The sequence below is a fragment of the Thiorhodococcus drewsii AZ1 genome, from assembly GCF_000224065.1.
Classification (GTDB): Bacteria; Pseudomonadota; Gammaproteobacteria; order Chromatiales; family Chromatiaceae; genus Imhoffiella; species Imhoffiella drewsii.
In genome coordinates, this window is sequence record NZ_AFWT01000015.1 from 1 (window position 1) to 15,908 (window position 15,908).

Genomic DNA, 15,908 nt, shown 5'->3' on the forward strand with positions numbered 1-15,908 from the left:
CAGGAACTCGCGATGGTCTCAGTATGCGCCGACTCAGCACTCGTAGGCTGAGCTTCGTAAATAATCAGGAGAGCTGATTTCCGTTTAATCCATCCATAATCACATCCCATGGCAATAAAAAATCTATTACGCTTCTCGCCACGTCCACCTGACTTCTTAGATCTTCATCAGGCTGGCCGACCGGCCTGGAGTGCGGGACGGGGAACGAAGCATCGCTTCTGACTGCTCATTTCAACTTGCCAATAACTACGCAGTAGAAGGCGGACTAAATACTCGCTCTTACCCGATTAGGCGATTGATGCCGCATTGATTTACTGACGAATAAAATGCTCTCCAGACCCTTTGATCAGGCATGATTATTTGATTATAGGGTATCAAGCAACCTAGAAATATTACCGACAGCTGTATCACAAGCACTGCTATCGACTGTGATCATTTCCAGCACTTGTGCTCCGAGAAAGCGAAGTTTTTCCTGTTTCGCAGTCGTCAGTTGACTATATACGATCCCACGCCGAGCTTGTTCGGCAGCAAAGGCCAATCCAACTTGAACCCGATAACCAAAACGTTCCATATCGCTTGCCGCTTCGGCATTCGCCCAACCGCCTTCAATCAAGGCGATGATCATTTGATTGCGCTGTACATGACCGGAATTGAGTTCGGCCAACCAGTACGCATAGCCAGCTTCATCTGGAGCGCGCCCGAAGAGATTCTGATAGAGCGAATCGATGAATGAGCCATAACCTTGGTCGATTGGATACATTTCTTGAACTAGTGGTCCATCAAAAAAACTCTGAGCCACATCATTCGGCGTCCAACTACCATTTTGAAGGTTATTCACCCAATATTGCAGCCCTTCGTTATCAGGAGCATATCCAAGGGTAGCCGTATAAATCTCGACTACACGCCAAGCTGAGTCGCGCTGGATATCTCTTCTACAAATATCGGTTGCGGGATTCCAATAATTAGCAGTGACAGCAAGCAAGGCGAGCAAATTAATAGAATCCTCGTAATAGTCTTCCGTTTCATTATGGATGTAAGTATATATTTCATTCAGAAAATCTTGTTGACTTCCATCTAGCATGGCAGCCACAGCAAAGGGTGCAGCAAAGAAAGTCGTGGAATAATCACCTATCGCTGAACCATCAAGCTTATAACCAGCCTTGATATTATTGGCGTTACTGTTGGTGCTGACAGCCAACCAACTAATCATTTTCTGTGCTTCTGCTCTAGATTGGACATCATCGTTTAATAAAGCGTCCAAACCGATACGCCAAGGGGCACGTCCTGCGTTGTAGTAATAGTCGCCATCATTAGGACCTTCAAGAAAGCTTTCATTGGCAGGACGGCAGTTATCAACGCTTTGACAATTAATAATAAAATCAGGCAGCAGACCTGTTGAGCTACTGTAGTTATTTTGAATACTATCAATGACTGCTTGAGAATTTATAACAATATTATTCCATACCGCATCACCTGTCGCACGGGCAAAGGCATGGAAATGCGCGGGCATAAAGTCTGAAGAGCGTGGGGTATACTGGTTGTAACGGCTACCAGAATCATCTGTCCAATCCCCTAGCTTTGGCAGAAGGCTGTCTGCCCCAATGGTTGAAGCCAAAATACCATCTATGACTTGAGCCGCCTCCGCTTGGTAATTGAGATCACCGGCACTGCCCCATTGTTCATGAGCAAGAAGCAGACCATAGGCAATATCAACATCACCATCAAATGCACTGTCATTCCTCCCAACAATACTTCCGTTCTGAATTTTCCAGCTCATTAGACGACCATCTATGCCACTTGGGAATTCACGTGAAAAATACCAGAGCCCATCAAACAAATTTTGTGCGTCGGGATCATGCCCCGCCATCAGAGCCACAATAACCATTCCATAGCCCTGACCTTCAGAAACAGTGACATCAGAACCTTGTCCAAAAGCAACTCGGTACAAAATCTTTCCTGCTGAGTTTGTTCCAGCAGAAACTAGATAATGGCTTTTCCAGTAATCATAAAAATTACGTACATGCTGGTCCTGTTGAGCTTGAGAAAAATTAGAAGGATAAATCGTGCCAGAAGCATAACTGACATGTTGAGGAAAAGGACGTTTTGGGTCTGCAAGAGAAATTGAAGAATAAAACGACAAAAAACTGTATATGACAAAAGTTATTGTTGTGAAGAATTTTAAAAACACACAAAGTTCCTCTATGATTTTTATCAAGCGGAAAACCAAATATACTGGCAATAGCAAGGAGAAAGAAGCATCAAGCTTCACATATCTGACGTATTGGAGCTATAAATTTCAATAAAAAGAGTTTCAGTTATGGGACAGATTACCTCTCCATAACCAACTGTTACGTCCCGCGTGATTATCTGCCGCAGCGGAGCTATCCTTTGTTCCGAGCCCGCGAGGTGCTAGGCCATCTGGTTCACGAAGCCGCCGCTCGCGGAACGACAGTCTACAGCCCTCGACCCTTGCGATGTGATCCGCCCATCCGATGCTGAACCCGTCATTCCGCAACGTCTCGATGTTCATTTCGCGCGCTCCCATCCGTTTGAGGACACCAACCGTACTGCACCGACATATTTCCCTCAGGGGTTTAATTCTTATGAATAATTAGCGAGCGATACAAAGCAATCGTTGCAACCCGCATGTGACCGATAACGCTTTGCCGGTTATCGGATAACAGACTACCCTTAATCGTTGCCCGATAACGAAGGCAAGGGTATCCCATGGCTACCAACGCAGAACGTCAACGCGCCTACCGCGAGCGTCTAAAAACGCGCGGATTGATTCGGGCAACGCTTTGGTGTGACCCGAAAACAGCCAGCGCACTAGGCAGGATGAGACCGGAAGAACTCACGGCTCTGGTGGCGGGAGCCAATCGCCCACCTGTTACCGACAACGCCGAACTGAAAGCCGCACGCGCCGAGATTGAGCGCCTGAAACGCGACATTTCAGTTATGAGCGCGATGATTCAAAATCTACCGCCCGAGCGTCGCCCCGCTCCCGCGCCAGCACCTAGCAGGACACCCCCCTACCCGGACGACGCCAAAGCCATAGCGGTCAGGATGAAGAGCGAGGGGCACGCTTACCGCGACATCTGCGCCATGCTGGCCGAGCGGGTCGGACGCGCTCCGAACCCGTCGAACATCGGCAGGCACCTGAAGAAATGGTCTGCCGATCCCGCCGTCCTGGCGATCTTGAACCACCCTACATCACACAATGACATTGTGTGATGTAGAGGAAGAGACGGTGAACGAAGTCGATGCCATCGCCAACAAAGCCGAGATCGCGCTAATCCGGGAAACCCGCCGATGCGGTTTTTTGTTGTCCGCGCACTCTCAATACCTCGCAACATGCACGGCGACCAGACCAATCCCGGCAAGCTATTTGGCTTGAACGCCAGTTCATGTCGATCATTCTCCTTGGGAGTCAGAACCGACCCTTAAAGCCGGCACAAGATGACCAGCCTTGCCGCCCTCGCCCCTCGTCCCTATAGTTGACTCCATGCGAATCCCCCGCCGCCCAGCCGCTCTCATCCTGATGCTGACCCTGCTCGTGCTGCAGGCGCAGGTGTGGGCGGCAGCGATACTGGGCTGTCGGCATGAGGGGCAGATGACCGCGCAGACGATGACGATCTGCCAGCATCATCTACCGGGCAGCATGTCGCCGGAGCCAGCACGCTCCTCGCTCTTCGACTGCCAGAAGTGCGCCCTGCACAGCCTGGTCACAGTCGCCGTGCCGATGACATTCGCGCTTGCGGTTCCCGACCGTTTCGATCCGCCAACGCCTGTCGTCCGGGCGGAACAGCATTTCTATCGCTTCGTCCCACGACTTCCAGAACGACCTCCACGCGCCTGACGTCCTTGCGAACGACCGATGCGGTGATGGCCCCGAGCCGCCACCGCCCTTGACGTTTGTCTGCGGGAGACACCCATGTTCACCCATTCGAAGACCCGCATTGGCGCGGGCCTCGCCGGGGCTGCTGCCCTGGCGCTCATCTGTGCGGCCCTCTCCGGCTGCGACGGACCGGCATCCGATGTCGGCTCGACCGACACAGAACACTCGGCCCAGGAGACGGCGCTGGAGCACGCCGCCAAGCATCTGGACCCCACCTACATCTGCCCCATGCACCCGCAGATCCAGCAGGACCATCCGGGAACCTGCCCCATCTGCGGCATGGATCTGATCGAGAAGCGCGTCACGCCGAAGACCGCAATGCCGAAGGTCGATCCGCATCCCGAAGTCGCGCTCAGCGGCACCATGCAACAACGCCTGGCGGTGCGCACCGCCAAGGTGGAGCGCGGAACGCTCGCCCGCCAGATACGGGCCGTCGGCCGGATCGCCTACGACGAGACCCGCCTGGAGCATCTGCATCCGCGCGCGACGGGCTGGATCGAGAAGCTGAACCTGCGCGCCGAGGGCGAACCGATCACACAGGGCCAGACACTCGCAGAGCTCTATGCCCCGGACATCCTCTCGGCGCAGGTCGACTTCCTTATCGCGCTGGAACGACAGGGCGGCAACGCACCCAGGATCAAACCGGACAAGGCTCGCAATATCCTACGTCTGCTGGGGGTGCCCGAACCGGTGATCCGCGACATCGAGCGAACCCGTCAGACCCGCAATACCATCCCGGTTCTGGCCCCATCGGATGGCATCGTCACCCGGATGACGGCCCGCGACGGCATGTACGTGACCCCGGCGAGCGAGATGTTCACCATCGCCGCGCTCTCTGACGTCTGGGTCATGGTCGACGTTTTCGAGCACCAGCTGGCCTGGGTCCAGCCCGGCATGAGCGCAGAAATGCGGGTGCCGGCCTACCCCGGTCGGACCTGGACGGGCAAGGTCGACTACCTCTATCCGGATCTGGACCCCGAGACCCGCACGCTGCGGGTGCGACTGGTCTTCGCCAACCCAGGGCTCGATCTCAAGCCCAACATGTTCGCCGACCTGGTCATCGCGGGCGAACCCAGGCCGAACGTACTGAAGATCCCGCGCGACGCACTGATCGTCACCGGCGAGCGCGAAAGCGTCGTCAAGTCGCTCGGCGAGGGGCGCTTCCAGCCGGTCGACGTGGTGAGCGGGATGGAGTCAGAGGACCAGGTCGAGGTGATCTCGGGTCTCGCGGCGGGCGATGAGGTCGTCGTCTCCGGACAGTTCCTGATCGACTCCGAGTCGAGTCTCCAGGCCAGCTTCCGGCGGATGCGGTAAGCCTATGAGTCAGATCATCGACTGGTCGATCCGCAACCGTTTCCTGGTCCTGCTCGCCACCCTGATCCTGACGCTCTGGGGCATCGCGGCGGTCAAACAGACCCCGTTGGACGCCATCCCGGACCTCTCGGACGTGCAGGTCATCATCCGCACCAGCTTCCCCGGCCAATCGCCGCAGGTGGTCGAGGATCAGGTCACCTATCCCATCACCACCACCATGTTGGCGGTGCCAGGGGCGCAGACGGTACGGGGCTATTCCTTTTTCGGCGACTCCTACGTCTATGTCATCTTCGAGGACGGCACGGATCTCTACTGGGCGCGCTCGCGGGTGCTGGAATATCTGAACCAGGCGGCCTCGCGCCTGCCCGATGGCGTGAGCCCACGGCTGGGACCGGATGCCACCGGGGTCGGCTGGGTGTTCAGCTATGCACTGGTCGACCGAACCGGCCGGCACGATCTGGCCGAGCTGCGTAGCCTCCAGGACTGGTTCCTCAAGTTCGAACTGCAGACCGTCCCCGGCGTCGCCGAGGTCGCCTCGGTCGGCGGCATGGTGCGCCAGTACCAGGTGGTGGCCGATCCGGAGAAACTGCGCGCCTATGGCATCCCGCTCGCCAAGCTGTCGAGCGCCATCCGCAACGCCAATCAGGAGGTCGGCGGCTCGGTCGTGGAACTGGCGGAGGCCGAATACATGATCCGCAGTCGCGGCTATCTGCAATCGGTCGCCGATATCGAGACCATCCCGATCGAGGTCACGCCAGAGGGCACGCCTCTGCTGCTGCGCGACTTGGCGCGGGTCCAGATCGGGCCCGAGATGCGCCGCGCGGTCGCCGACCTCGACGGCGAGGGCGAGATCGCAGGCGGCATCGTCGTGATGCGCTACGGCGAGAACGCGCTCAGCACCATCGCGGCGGTCAAGAGCAAGCTGAACGCGCTCGCACAGGGGCTGCCCGAGGGCGTCGAGATTGTCCCGACCTACGACCGCTCCGAGCTGATCCTGCGAGCGGTGGACAACCTCAAGGACAAGCTGCTGGAAGAATTCATCGTCGTGGCACTGGTATGCCTGGTCTTCCTCTTCCATCTGAGGTCGGCCTTCGTCGCCATCGTCAGCCTGCCACTCGGGGTCCTGGCCGCCTTCATTCTCATGCAGCACCAGGGGATCAACGCCAACATCATGTCGCTCGGCGGGATCGCGATCGCCATCGGGGCCATGGTGGACGCCGCCATCGTCATGATCGAGAACGCCCACAAGCACCTGGAATGCTATCGCCATACCCACGGCAAGGCGCCGCGCGGCGAGGCGCACTGGCGCGTCATCGGCGCGGCGGCGACCGAGGTGGGGCCGGCGCTCTTCTTCTCGCTGCTGATCATCACACTGAGCTTCCTGCCCGTCTTTGCCCTGGAGGCTCAGGAGGGACGCATGTTCGCGCCGCTGGCCTTCACCAAGACCTACGCGATGGCGGCAGCGGCCGGACTCTCGGTGACCCTGGTGCCGGTGCTGATGGGCTATTTCATCCGGGGGCGCATCCCGAGCGAGGACGCAAACCCGTTGAACCGTACGCTGATCTGGATCTATCGCCCGCTGCTGCGGGCTGTGCTGGCGGCGCCGCGCACGACCATCCTGATCTCGACCCTGATCGTGGCGAGTCTGCTGGTGCCGCTCCAGGGCGTCGGCGGTCTGCTCGCACCCCTGAAATGGCCGTTCCAAGCGGCCGAACTGGTCCGCCAGGATGCAGGGGCCTCGACGCTGGAACGCCTCGACGGCTGGCAAAAGGATCTGTCGAACGGCTGGCGCGGCCTGACCAGCGGTCTGCCTTGGCTTCAGCGGCTGGGGACAGGGCTCGGCTCCGAGTTCATGCCCGAGCTCGACGAGGGCGATCTCATGTACATGCCGACCACCTTACCGGGACTCTCCATCGGCAAGGCCCAGCAGCTGCTGCAGCAGACCGACCGCATGATCGCCTCGCTGCCCGAGGTCAAGCGGGTCTTCGGCAAGATCGGCCGGGCCGACACCGCCACGGATCCGGCACCACTGACCATGATCGAGACCCTTATCCAGCTCAAGCCGCGCGATGAATGGCGCCCCGGCATGACGCTGGACAGGCTGATCGAGGAACTGGACGCGACCCTGGACATCCCCGGGGTCACCAACGCCTGGGTGATGCCGATCAAGACGCGCATCGACATGCTCGCCACCGGCATCAAGACCCCGGTCGGGATCAAGGTCGCGGGACCGGAGCTGGACGAGATCGAGCGTATCGGCGAAGAGATCGAACGTGCGCTGCGTGAGATTCCCGGCACGGCATCGGCCTTCTCGGAGCGGGTCGCCGGCGGTCGCTATATCGAGATCCAGCCAGACCGGGTCGCAGCGGCGCGGGTCGGGCTCAACATCTCGGACATCAACGCGGTGGTGGCCGCCGCCGTCGGCGGCGTCAACATTACCCAGACCGTCGAGGGGCTGGAACGCTACCCCGTCAATCTGCGCTTTCCGCGCGAAGAGCGCGACGACCCGCACAAGCTCCGCGAGCTGCCGATCGTGACCCCGACCGGCGCACAGGTCCCGCTCGGCCAGATCGCCAGGGTCGAAATCGTCGACGGCCCCCCCATGCTCAAGAGCGAGAACGGGCGGCTCAACGGCTGGACCTTCGTCGACATCCGGGGCGTGGATATCGGCAGTTATGTCGCCGCCGCACAGATCCGGATCCGTGATCTGGTCAAGCTGCCGCCAGGCTATTCCATCACCTGGTCGGGACAGTACGAGTACATGCTGAGGGTGAAGGAGCGGCTGACGCAGGTCGTGCCCTTCACCCTGGTCATCATCTTCGTGCTGCTCTATCTGATCTTCCGCCGGCTCGGCCAGGTGTGGCTGGTGATGCTCTCGCTGCCCTTCGCCCTGGTCGGCGGATTCTGGCTGATCGCGGTGCTGGGGTATCACCTCTCGGTCGCGGTGGCGGTCGGATTCATCGCCTTGGCCGGCGTGGCGACCGAATTCGGCGTGGTGATGCTGGTCTATCTCGACAACGCCCTGAACGAACGGCGTGCACGCAAGGCACTGCGCGACTCCCGGGATCTGGAGGCCGCCATCATGGAGGGCGCGGTGCTGCGGGTGCGGCCCAAGGCGATGACGGTCGCGGTCATCATCGCCGGCCTGCTGCCCATCATGATCGGACATGGAACCGGATCGGAGGTGATGCGGCGCATCGCCGCCCCCATGGTCGGCGGAATGCTGACCGCCCCCCTACTCAGCCTCTTCGTCATCCCGGCCATCTATCTGGTCTGGCAGCGCAGGGGCCTGAGCAAGACGACCGACGGCCGACCGCCCGAGGCCGACGACACCATCGACACGACCAAACGAGGAAACGGATGAAAACGCTGATCGCATTGACAACAGTAATAAGCCTGAGCGCCTTTCCGGCCGGCGCCCAGACCATGGACCATCAGACGATGGGCCACGAGGCCATGGGATCCATGGAGCAGTCCGAGCAAAGTGGCGTGACCATGGGGAAAGGGGTGATCAACTCGGTGGATGCCACCAAGGGCGAGGTCAACATCAGCCACGACCCGATTCCGGCCCTGAGCTGGCCGGCCATGACCATGGACCTTCCGGTCACCGAGCAGGTCGATCTAACGGGTGTGAATCCGGGCGACAAAGTCGACTTCGGCATCCTTCTGGGTGACGACAACGTCTACCGCATCACGGAGCTGAAACCGCGCGACTAACCTCGCTCGCAGCAAACGTCGAGCCGGCGCTCAGACCGGCTTGGCGTTCATCATCCAAATCGCGATGATGAGAGGGACGCTCGCGATGATGCCCCAAACCACCCAACGTAGCGCGTCGCGTTTGTAGGTCGCCGGGATATCGCCATCGACCGCGAAGACACGGGCCTGACGCGCTTGTCGAATCTGTGCGGGAACCAGTATGCCGAGCCAGAGCCCGCCGGAGAGGAAGAGCATCGCCTGCCCCCAGACCAGCCAGGTGCTGCCGAAGAGGTCGAGCCCGCCGACTGCGGCGGCCCCGTAACCGCCAACCATGAGGAACGCAGCGCCGCCGACGGTGAACCACCAGTCGGTGAGCGTGACCAGACGTTGGCCAAAGGCAACGAGTCTCGGGTCGTCGGTACGATCTGCGGCCATCTTCCAGATCATCGTGACGATGGCGTTGCCGAGCAGCATAATCACGCCGAATACATGAAGGGACTTCAACAAGGCGTACAGCATCCGTATCTCCTGGCTTTCCGAACAGTAAGTGGAGCCGCATCCCAGTTGCGCGGCGGGTTTTTCAGCTCATTCGCTTATGAGATACTTTCGAGGTAAATAGGGCAGCCTGATCGATCCTAACAGGATCGTTGAGCCTGACGATGGCGGAGCTCGATGGCCTGCGGTCGGAAAACCTGGGACGACATCCGCACCCTCCTCCCGCACAACCTCCGCTGCCACCGATCGACCGGAGGTACCCACGTTGCTTTCCCTCCTATCCATCTTTTCAGGCGCCGGACTGGGCGCGCTGCTGCGCTGGTATATTGGGGCGCGGCTGAACCCTGTTTTCCCGACCCTACCGATCGGGACCCTGACGGCCAACCTGCTCGGCGGCTTCCTGATCGGCCTGGCGATCACCTGGTTCGCGCGTCACCCGACCGTGCCCCCGGAACTGCGCCTGATGGTCGTCACCGGATTTCTGGGCGGGCTGACCACCTTCTCGACCTTCTCGGCCGAGGTGGTCAATCTGCTGATGCGAGGCGAGTATCTCTGGGGACTCGGCGCCATCGCCGCGCATCTGACCGGATCGCTGAGCATGACCGCCGTAGGCATCGTTCTGGCTCAGTTGCTGATGCGAACCTGAGGGAATGCCCGGCTGGCCTCCGCAGGTTTTGCGGTGCTCCACCCAGGCTACGGAATGAAGTGAAACCTGGACGACCCGAACGTCCGTCACTGTTGCCATGACCGAGAGGGCCTCAACCATGTCTGGCTGTTTTCTCAAATTCTACGTGGCCGAAAACCGCCACCACCAGCACAAGCTGGCCTATGAATGGCTGCTGGAGGAGGCGCAGACGTTCGGTCTGAGCGGAGGCTCCGCCTTCCGCGCACTGGCCGGCTTCGGTCGGCACGGACGGTTGCGCGAAGAACATTTTTTCGAACTCGCCGGAGACACCCCGATCGAGGTCGGCTTCGTGCTGACCGACGACGAAGCCGACCGTTTCGTCGCCCATATCGGCCAGCAGGGACTGAACCTCTTCTACCTGCGGGTACCGGTCGAATACGGATTCACCGACACCAAGCAGGACTGAAAAAGGCGCGAAGAAAAGACGGCTCCGTATCGCACGCATGCCTTGACGCTGGCAGCCCCCGACCGCGAGCTGCATGCCGTTGCAGCTCGACACTAGAACCCATTCCACCATTCGCACCGTACGTGCGATTCAACCCACCAAGGAGACATCCCAATGCCAAGCGTCCCGAGCAAATCGCTCGAGATCTTCCCCAATCCGCAACCGGAGCGCGACTACACCATCCGCATCCGGGTGCCCGAATTCACCTGTCTGTGCCCCAAGACCGGCCAGCCGGATTTCGCCGAGCTGACCCTGGAGTACATCGCCGAGCAACACTGCGTCGAACTCAAATCGCTCAAGACCTATGTCTGGTCTTACCGTGACGAGGGCGCCTTCCATGAGGCAGTCACCAACCGCATCCTGGACGATCTGGTCGAGGCCACTCAGCCACGCTTCATGCGCCTGACGGCAGACTTCAATGTGCGTGGCGGAATCTACACGACGGTGGTCGCCGAGCATCGGGCCAGCGGCTGGCAGGCACCGACGCCCGTATCGCTGCCCTGATTGCCCCCTAAGGAATCGTCGAAAGACAGATTCCCGATTTTCATAGGTGCGAATGTATTCGCACCTCTGCCGTCTCACCCCGCACCAACCATCTCCATCGACTTCGGACAGTCCGTCCGCTCGTCGCGAAATCTGCGTTCCGCCGGATAGGGAAAGACATCCTCCAGATGACCGGCGCGGATGTGCGCCTGGCGCTCGCGCCACCAGGCAGGATCGAGCAGTTCGCTGTGCAGCTCAAGGAAGACCTGGCGGATACGCGGATCCGTGAGCAGAAAGGTCTCGAACTCCTCCGGGAAGACGTCGTCCGGCCCCGGCGTGTACCAAGGCTCGTCGCTCATTTCCATCTCCGGATAGGGCGCCTCCGGGATATAGCGGAAGTTGCACTCGGTCAGATAGCACAGCTCATCGTAGTCGTAGAAAACGACGCGGCCGCGACGGGTCACGCCGAAATTCTTGAACAGGAAGTCGCCAGGAAAGATGTTGGCGGCGGCGAGCTGCTTGATGGCATCACCGTACTCGCGAATGGCGTGACGGACGTCCTCGTCGTCGGCGCCGTGCAGATAGAGATTGAGCGGCGACATGCGCCGTTCGATGTAGAGATGCTTGATGATGAGCTGGTCGCCGACCAGTTCGATGCTCTCGGCGCACTCGGTCTCCAGCAGCTCGCGTAGCTCGGGCGAGAAGCGCTCCAGCGGAAAGGCGACATGCGAGTATTCCCAGGAGTCGGCCATACGGCCGACCCGGTCGTGCATCTTCACCAGCTGGTACTTCTCCTTGACGCCCTCGCGAGTCATCTCCTTGGGCGGCGGGAAGCGGTCCTTGATGAGCTTGAAGACGAAGGGAAAGGACGGCTGTGTGAAGACGCACATGACCATGCCGCGAATGCCGGGCGCGACGACGAAGTCGTCCGATGAGTAGCGCAGATGCTTGAGGAAATCGCGGTAGAACTCGGCCTTGCCGAACTTCTGCAGTCCGATGGCGGTATAGAGCTCGGCCTTGCCCTTACGCGGCATCAGCGGGCGCAGGAAGTCGACGACCGCCGCCGGCGCCTCGGTGTCCACCATGAAATAGGCGCGCGAGAAGCTGAAGACGTCCGAGATCTCGTCCGAACCGGTAAGCAGGCTGTCGATATAGAGCCCGTTGCGCTCATCGTTGAGGATGGGAATGGCGAACGGGATCTGGTCGGCGCCATTGATGGCCTTGCCGATGATATAGGCGCCCTTATTGCGGTAGAAGGGCGCGCAGAGCACGGCGAGCTGGAAATTCTGATGGATGGCGCGATTGGTCGGAAAGCGCGTGCGAATCGCGAGCAGCAGGCAGCGGATGTCGCATCTCAGATCGCGGAAGGGCCGCTTGAATCCCATGTCGCGCAGAATGCGGAAGATAATCCGGGTAAAGCCGTCGCGCGCGGGATAGTAGGGCCGAAAGATGGGGACCTGAGCCTCCAGATGCTCGGTCGAGATCAGAGGCCAGACGAAGATATAGCTGTTGTTGTAATAGTGCCGGTCGAACAGGCGGCAGAAGACCGAGTTGTAGAAGGTCTCGGCCAGCTCGGGCTGATTGAGCTGAGGCAGCAGACGCAGATACTCGACCTTGATCCGGCGCCAAAGGATGTCGCCCGGATCGCGCAGATGAAACTCGCGCTGCAGCAGCGCCACCGTTTCGCCGACCCGCGTGTCGTAGAAGCCGATGCGCGCGCGCGCGGCGCCCTGAACGGCCGGCCAGTCGGCGGACTCGAAACGCGCCTGCGCGCCCTCGCTGATTTCTCGGAACAATCGATAGTGACGCTCGAACCCTTCGAGGATGGCCTCGGCGATGAGCTTGGCTTCGGTCCAGGCCATGTCTCTCCTACAACTCTAGAATCGGACGATATCAGCCAAGCAGCGACTGTTCGGCGACCAGGATACCGTCCTCGTCGCAATAGACCTGATCGCCTGAGGCGAAGCGCACGCCGGCAAAGGTGACTGGGATGTCGCGTTGGCCCTCGCCTCGGCGCTGACTCTTGCGCGGGTTGGTGGCAAGGGCCTTGACGCCGAGCGGCATCTCGGCAATCTCGGCGCTGTCGCGCACGCAACCGAAGAGAATGACTCCCGCCCAGCCCTGCTCCACGGCGCTGGCGGCGATGAGATCACCGAGCATCGCGCAGCGCAGCGAGCCGCCGGCATCCACGACCAGGACCCGCCCCTCACCGGGCTCGGCCAAGGTCGATTTGACGAAGGAATTGTCCTCGAAGCACTTGACCGTGACAATCGGACCGCAAAAGCGGACCCTGCCACCGAAGTCGCGGAAGATGGGTTCGCAGACACGGAGCGACTCGCCGTGGCTGTCGTAGAGATCGGCCGTTTTGAAGTCCATAACACCCTCACTGACACTGACTGATTCCAACTCCAGGCAGGGTGCAATAGGCCGCCTTCCATTGGCGACGGCATCACGCGGCCGTCGGTGACGTGCTTCATGATCTGCGCCGCCCGAACGTTTGAGGCGGCCGTATTGCGCCGGATGCGGGGCGGCGGAGGGTTCGATCGAAACCTCACCGCCTGTCACATACGGCGCAATACGCTGTCGCTATTGCGCCCGACTCTGGATCAGAGTCCGTACCCCTCGGGGATCAGAACTGCTCTTCCTCGGTGGAGCCGGTCAGCGCGGTGACGGAGGAGATGCCGCCCTGGATCACGGTGGTGACGTCGTCGAAGTAGCCGGCACCCACCTCCTGCTGGTGCGAGACGAAGGTGTAGCCCTTGTCGCGCGCGGCGAATTCGGGACCCTGCACCTTCTCGACATAGTGGCGCATGCCCTCGCCGCGGGCGTAGTCGTAGGCGAGGTCGAACATGTTGAACCACATGTTATGGATGCCGGCCAGGGTGATGAACTGGTACTTGTAGCCCATGTCGGCCAGCTCGTCCTGGAAGCGGGCGATGGTCGCGTCGTCCAGGTTCTTCTTCCAGTTGAAGGAGGGCGAACAGTTGTAGGCCAGCAGCTTGTTGGGATTCTTCTCGAGCACCGCCTGGGCGAACTCGCGGGCGAACCCGAGATCCGGGGTGCCGGTCTCGCACCAGACCAGGTCGGCATAGGGCGCGTAGGCCAGACCGCGGCTGATCGCCTGCTCCAGGCCGTTCTTGACCCGGTAGAAGCCCTCGTCGGACCGGGCGCCGGTCACGAACGGGCGGTCGTTGTCGTCGACGTCGCTGGTCAGCAGGGTGGCCGCCTCGGCGTCGGTCCGGGCCAGCAACAGGGTCGGCACGCCCATGACGTCGGATGCCAGACGCGCGGAGATCAGCTTCTGTACCGCCTCGCGGGTCGGCACCAGGACCTTGCCGCCCATATGGCCACACTTCTTGACCGCGGCCAGCTGGTCCTCGAAATGAACCCCGGAGGCGCCGGCGGCGATCATGTTCTTCATCAGCTCGAAGGCGTTGAGCACACCGCCGAAACCTGCCTCGGCATCCGCCACGATCGGCAGGAAATAGTCGACGAAGCCGTCCTGGCCAGGCTCGATGCCCTTGGCCCACTGGATCTCGTCGGCGCGCTTGAAGCTGTTGTTGATGCGCCGCACCATGGTGGGCACCGAATCGTAGGCGTAGAGCGACTGGTCAGGATACATGGTTTCCGAGGTGTTACCATCGGCAGCCACCTGCCAGCCCGACAGGTAGATGGCCTCGATACCGGCCTTAGCCTGCTGCATCGCCTGACCGCCCGTGATGGCGCCCATACAGTTGACGTAGCCCTTCTTGGCCTCGCCGTGGATCAATGTCCAGAGTTTCTCGGCACCGCGCTTGGCATAGGTGTGCTCCGGCTGAACCGATCCGCGCAGACGCACGACGTCTGCGGCGGAATAGCCGCGAGTCACGTCAGTCCAACGAGGATTCTCTGCCCAGTCCTGCTCGATAGCGTTGATCTGATCTTGGCGGGTCATCTGCAATGCTCCTTGGATAGTCGTTGTCGGCCGCTCGATACACACTTTCAGATCGACTAGACGCAAGTCTCAGTGGTGATATCCGGAAGCGAAGCGACCTTTTGTTTGACCAACATACTTGGTCTTAGATCAAAAACCTACCGGGACGTTCAGCATTTGACGAGTCAATTATCCTAATTTCTTTTATTGGAATTGATAATTTTCAATGAACCCTTATAAGACACATGGTCTTCACCAAACCCCAAAAACACGCGCATTCACATACAGCCGTCAGGAGCGCGCATGAACGCCAACCCGGAGACCCTAAGACGCGAACTGATGGCGCACGGCCTATCCCACTCAGAGCTCGACGCCGACCCGATCCGACAGTTCCAGAGCTGGTACGAACTTGCCATCGGCACGGATCTGCCCGAACCCAACGCGATGAGCCTCTGCACGGTCGGCCCCGACGAACAACCCTCGGTGCGCACCGTGCTACTCAAGCTCTACGACGCGCGCGGATTCGTCTTCTTCACCAACTATGAGAGCCGCAAGTCACGCGAAATCGGACAGAACCCTAAGGTCGCCCTACTCTTTCCCTGGGTCGCCCTCGCCCGTCAGGTTCATATCACCGGACGCGCCGAGCGCATCTCCAGCGCGGAGTCGCTCGCCTATTTCGTCACCCGTGCGCGCGGCAGCCAGATCGGGGCCTGGTCCTCGCCACAAAGCCAGGTGATCACATCGCGCTCCTTCCTCGAATCCAAGGTCGCCGAGATCACGCGCAAATTCTCGCAAGGAGAGGTCCCGCTTCCGGATTTCTGGGGTGGATACCGGGTGGTACCCGAGTCGATCGAGTTCTGGCAGGGACGCGACAGCCGGCTGCACGACCGCTTCGTCTATCGTCGTTCGAATGAGGAAGAGTGGAGGATCGAACGTCTGGCGCCTTGAGCCGAGCGAGCGACTCGCCCAGGCATCCGAG

At 60.1% G+C, this 15,908-nt stretch carries 14 protein-coding genes; 9 read left to right on the forward strand and 5 right to left on the reverse strand.

All coding sequences use genetic code 11. The features are described 5' to 3' along the window. Positions 1-364: 364 nt before the first annotated feature. The gene (locus THIDRDRAFT_RS24570; protein WP_083827472.1) at positions 365-2,269 is read right to left on the reverse strand and encodes a glycosyl hydrolase family 8; all 1,905 of its coding nucleotides are present in this window, start codon (positions 2,267-2,269) and stop codon (positions 365-367) included. A 458-nt stretch (positions 2,270-2,727) separates the two neighbouring features. Here THIDRDRAFT_RS24570 and THIDRDRAFT_RS11450 point away from each other — a divergent pair, with 458 nt between their 5' ends. The 5 genes from THIDRDRAFT_RS11450 to THIDRDRAFT_RS11470 all read left to right on the forward strand — a co-directional run bounded on the left by THIDRDRAFT_RS11450 (position 2,728) and on the right by THIDRDRAFT_RS11470 (position 8,929). Then, positions 2,728-3,234 (forward strand): hypothetical protein, encoded by a 507-nt coding sequence (locus THIDRDRAFT_RS11450; protein WP_007041009.1) that lies wholly within the window; start codon positions 2,728-2,730, stop codon positions 3,232-3,234. A 271-nt stretch (positions 3,235-3,505) separates the two neighbouring features. Then, on the forward strand, positions 3,506-3,859 hold the full coding sequence (locus THIDRDRAFT_RS11455; RefSeq protein WP_007041010.1) for a hypothetical protein: 354 nt from the start codon (positions 3,506-3,508) through the stop codon (positions 3,857-3,859). Positions 3,860-3,934: 75 nt separating this feature from the next. After that, complete coding sequence (locus THIDRDRAFT_RS11460; protein ID WP_007041011.1) at positions 3,935-5,212, forward strand: efflux RND transporter periplasmic adaptor subunit; 1,278 nt, start codon at positions 3,935-3,937, stop codon at positions 5,210-5,212. Between the two features lie 4 nt (positions 5,213-5,216). Then, positions 5,217-8,576, forward strand: coding sequence for an efflux RND transporter permease subunit (locus tag THIDRDRAFT_RS23805; RefSeq protein WP_007041012.1), 3,360 nt, complete (start codon positions 5,217-5,219; stop codon positions 8,574-8,576). Continuing rightward, positions 8,573-8,929: a copper-binding protein gene (locus tag THIDRDRAFT_RS11470; protein WP_007041013.1), complete on the forward strand. Its 357-nt coding sequence runs from the start codon at positions 8,573-8,575 to the stop codon at positions 8,927-8,929. Before THIDRDRAFT_RS23805 ends, THIDRDRAFT_RS11470 begins: the two co-directional genes overlap by 4 nt. Positions 8,930-8,959: 30 nt before the next feature. On the opposite strand, the gene THIDRDRAFT_RS11475 is transcribed toward THIDRDRAFT_RS11470, so the two are convergent. After that, positions 8,960-9,427 carry a DUF2269 family protein gene (locus tag THIDRDRAFT_RS11475; protein ID WP_007041014.1) on the reverse strand — a complete coding sequence of 156 codons (468 nt, stop codon included), beginning with the start codon at positions 9,425-9,427 and terminating at the stop codon, positions 8,960-8,962. 241 nt (positions 9,428-9,668) lie between these two features. Between THIDRDRAFT_RS11475 and crcB the strand changes: the two genes are divergently transcribed. From crcB to queF, 3 genes are all read left to right on the forward strand, one after another. Further along, a complete protein-coding gene (crcB, locus tag THIDRDRAFT_RS11480) occupies positions 9,669-10,049 on the forward strand; it encodes a fluoride efflux transporter CrcB (protein WP_007041015.1) in 381 nt (126 codons plus the stop codon). Between the two features lie 118 nt (positions 10,050-10,167). Then, a complete protein-coding gene (locus tag THIDRDRAFT_RS11485) occupies positions 10,168-10,494 on the forward strand; it encodes a DUF190 domain-containing protein (protein ID WP_007041016.1) in 327 nt (108 codons plus the stop codon). 153 nt (positions 10,495-10,647) lie between these two features. Then, positions 10,648-11,037 carry a preQ(1) synthase gene (gene queF / locus THIDRDRAFT_RS11490; protein WP_007041017.1) on the forward strand — a complete coding sequence of 130 codons (390 nt, stop codon included), beginning with the start codon at positions 10,648-10,650 and terminating at the stop codon, positions 11,035-11,037. 74 nt (positions 11,038-11,111) lie between these two features. On the opposite strand, the gene aceK is transcribed toward queF, so the two are convergent. The 3 genes from aceK to aceA form a co-directional block, all read right to left on the reverse strand. Beyond that, a complete protein-coding gene (aceK, locus tag THIDRDRAFT_RS11495) occupies positions 11,112-12,878 on the reverse strand; it encodes a bifunctional isocitrate dehydrogenase kinase/phosphatase (RefSeq protein ID WP_007041018.1) in 1,767 nt (588 codons plus the stop codon). Positions 12,879-12,909: 31 nt separating this feature from the next. Next, positions 12,910-13,392, reverse strand: coding sequence for a ribonuclease E activity regulator RraA (gene rraA, locus THIDRDRAFT_RS11500; RefSeq protein ID WP_007041019.1), 483 nt, complete (start codon positions 13,390-13,392; stop codon positions 12,910-12,912). 253 nt (positions 13,393-13,645) lie between these two features. After that, on the reverse strand, positions 13,646-14,950 hold the full coding sequence (gene aceA / locus THIDRDRAFT_RS11505) for an isocitrate lyase (RefSeq protein WP_007041020.1): 1,305 nt from the start codon (positions 14,948-14,950) through the stop codon (positions 13,646-13,648). Positions 14,951-15,232: 282 nt separating this feature from the next. On the opposite strand from aceA, the gene pdxH reads away from it, so the two are divergent. Beyond that, positions 15,233-15,877 (forward strand): pyridoxamine 5'-phosphate oxidase, encoded by a 645-nt coding sequence (gene pdxH / locus THIDRDRAFT_RS11510; RefSeq protein WP_007041021.1) that lies wholly within the window; start codon positions 15,233-15,235, stop codon positions 15,875-15,877. Positions 15,878-15,908: the final 31 nt, after the last annotated feature.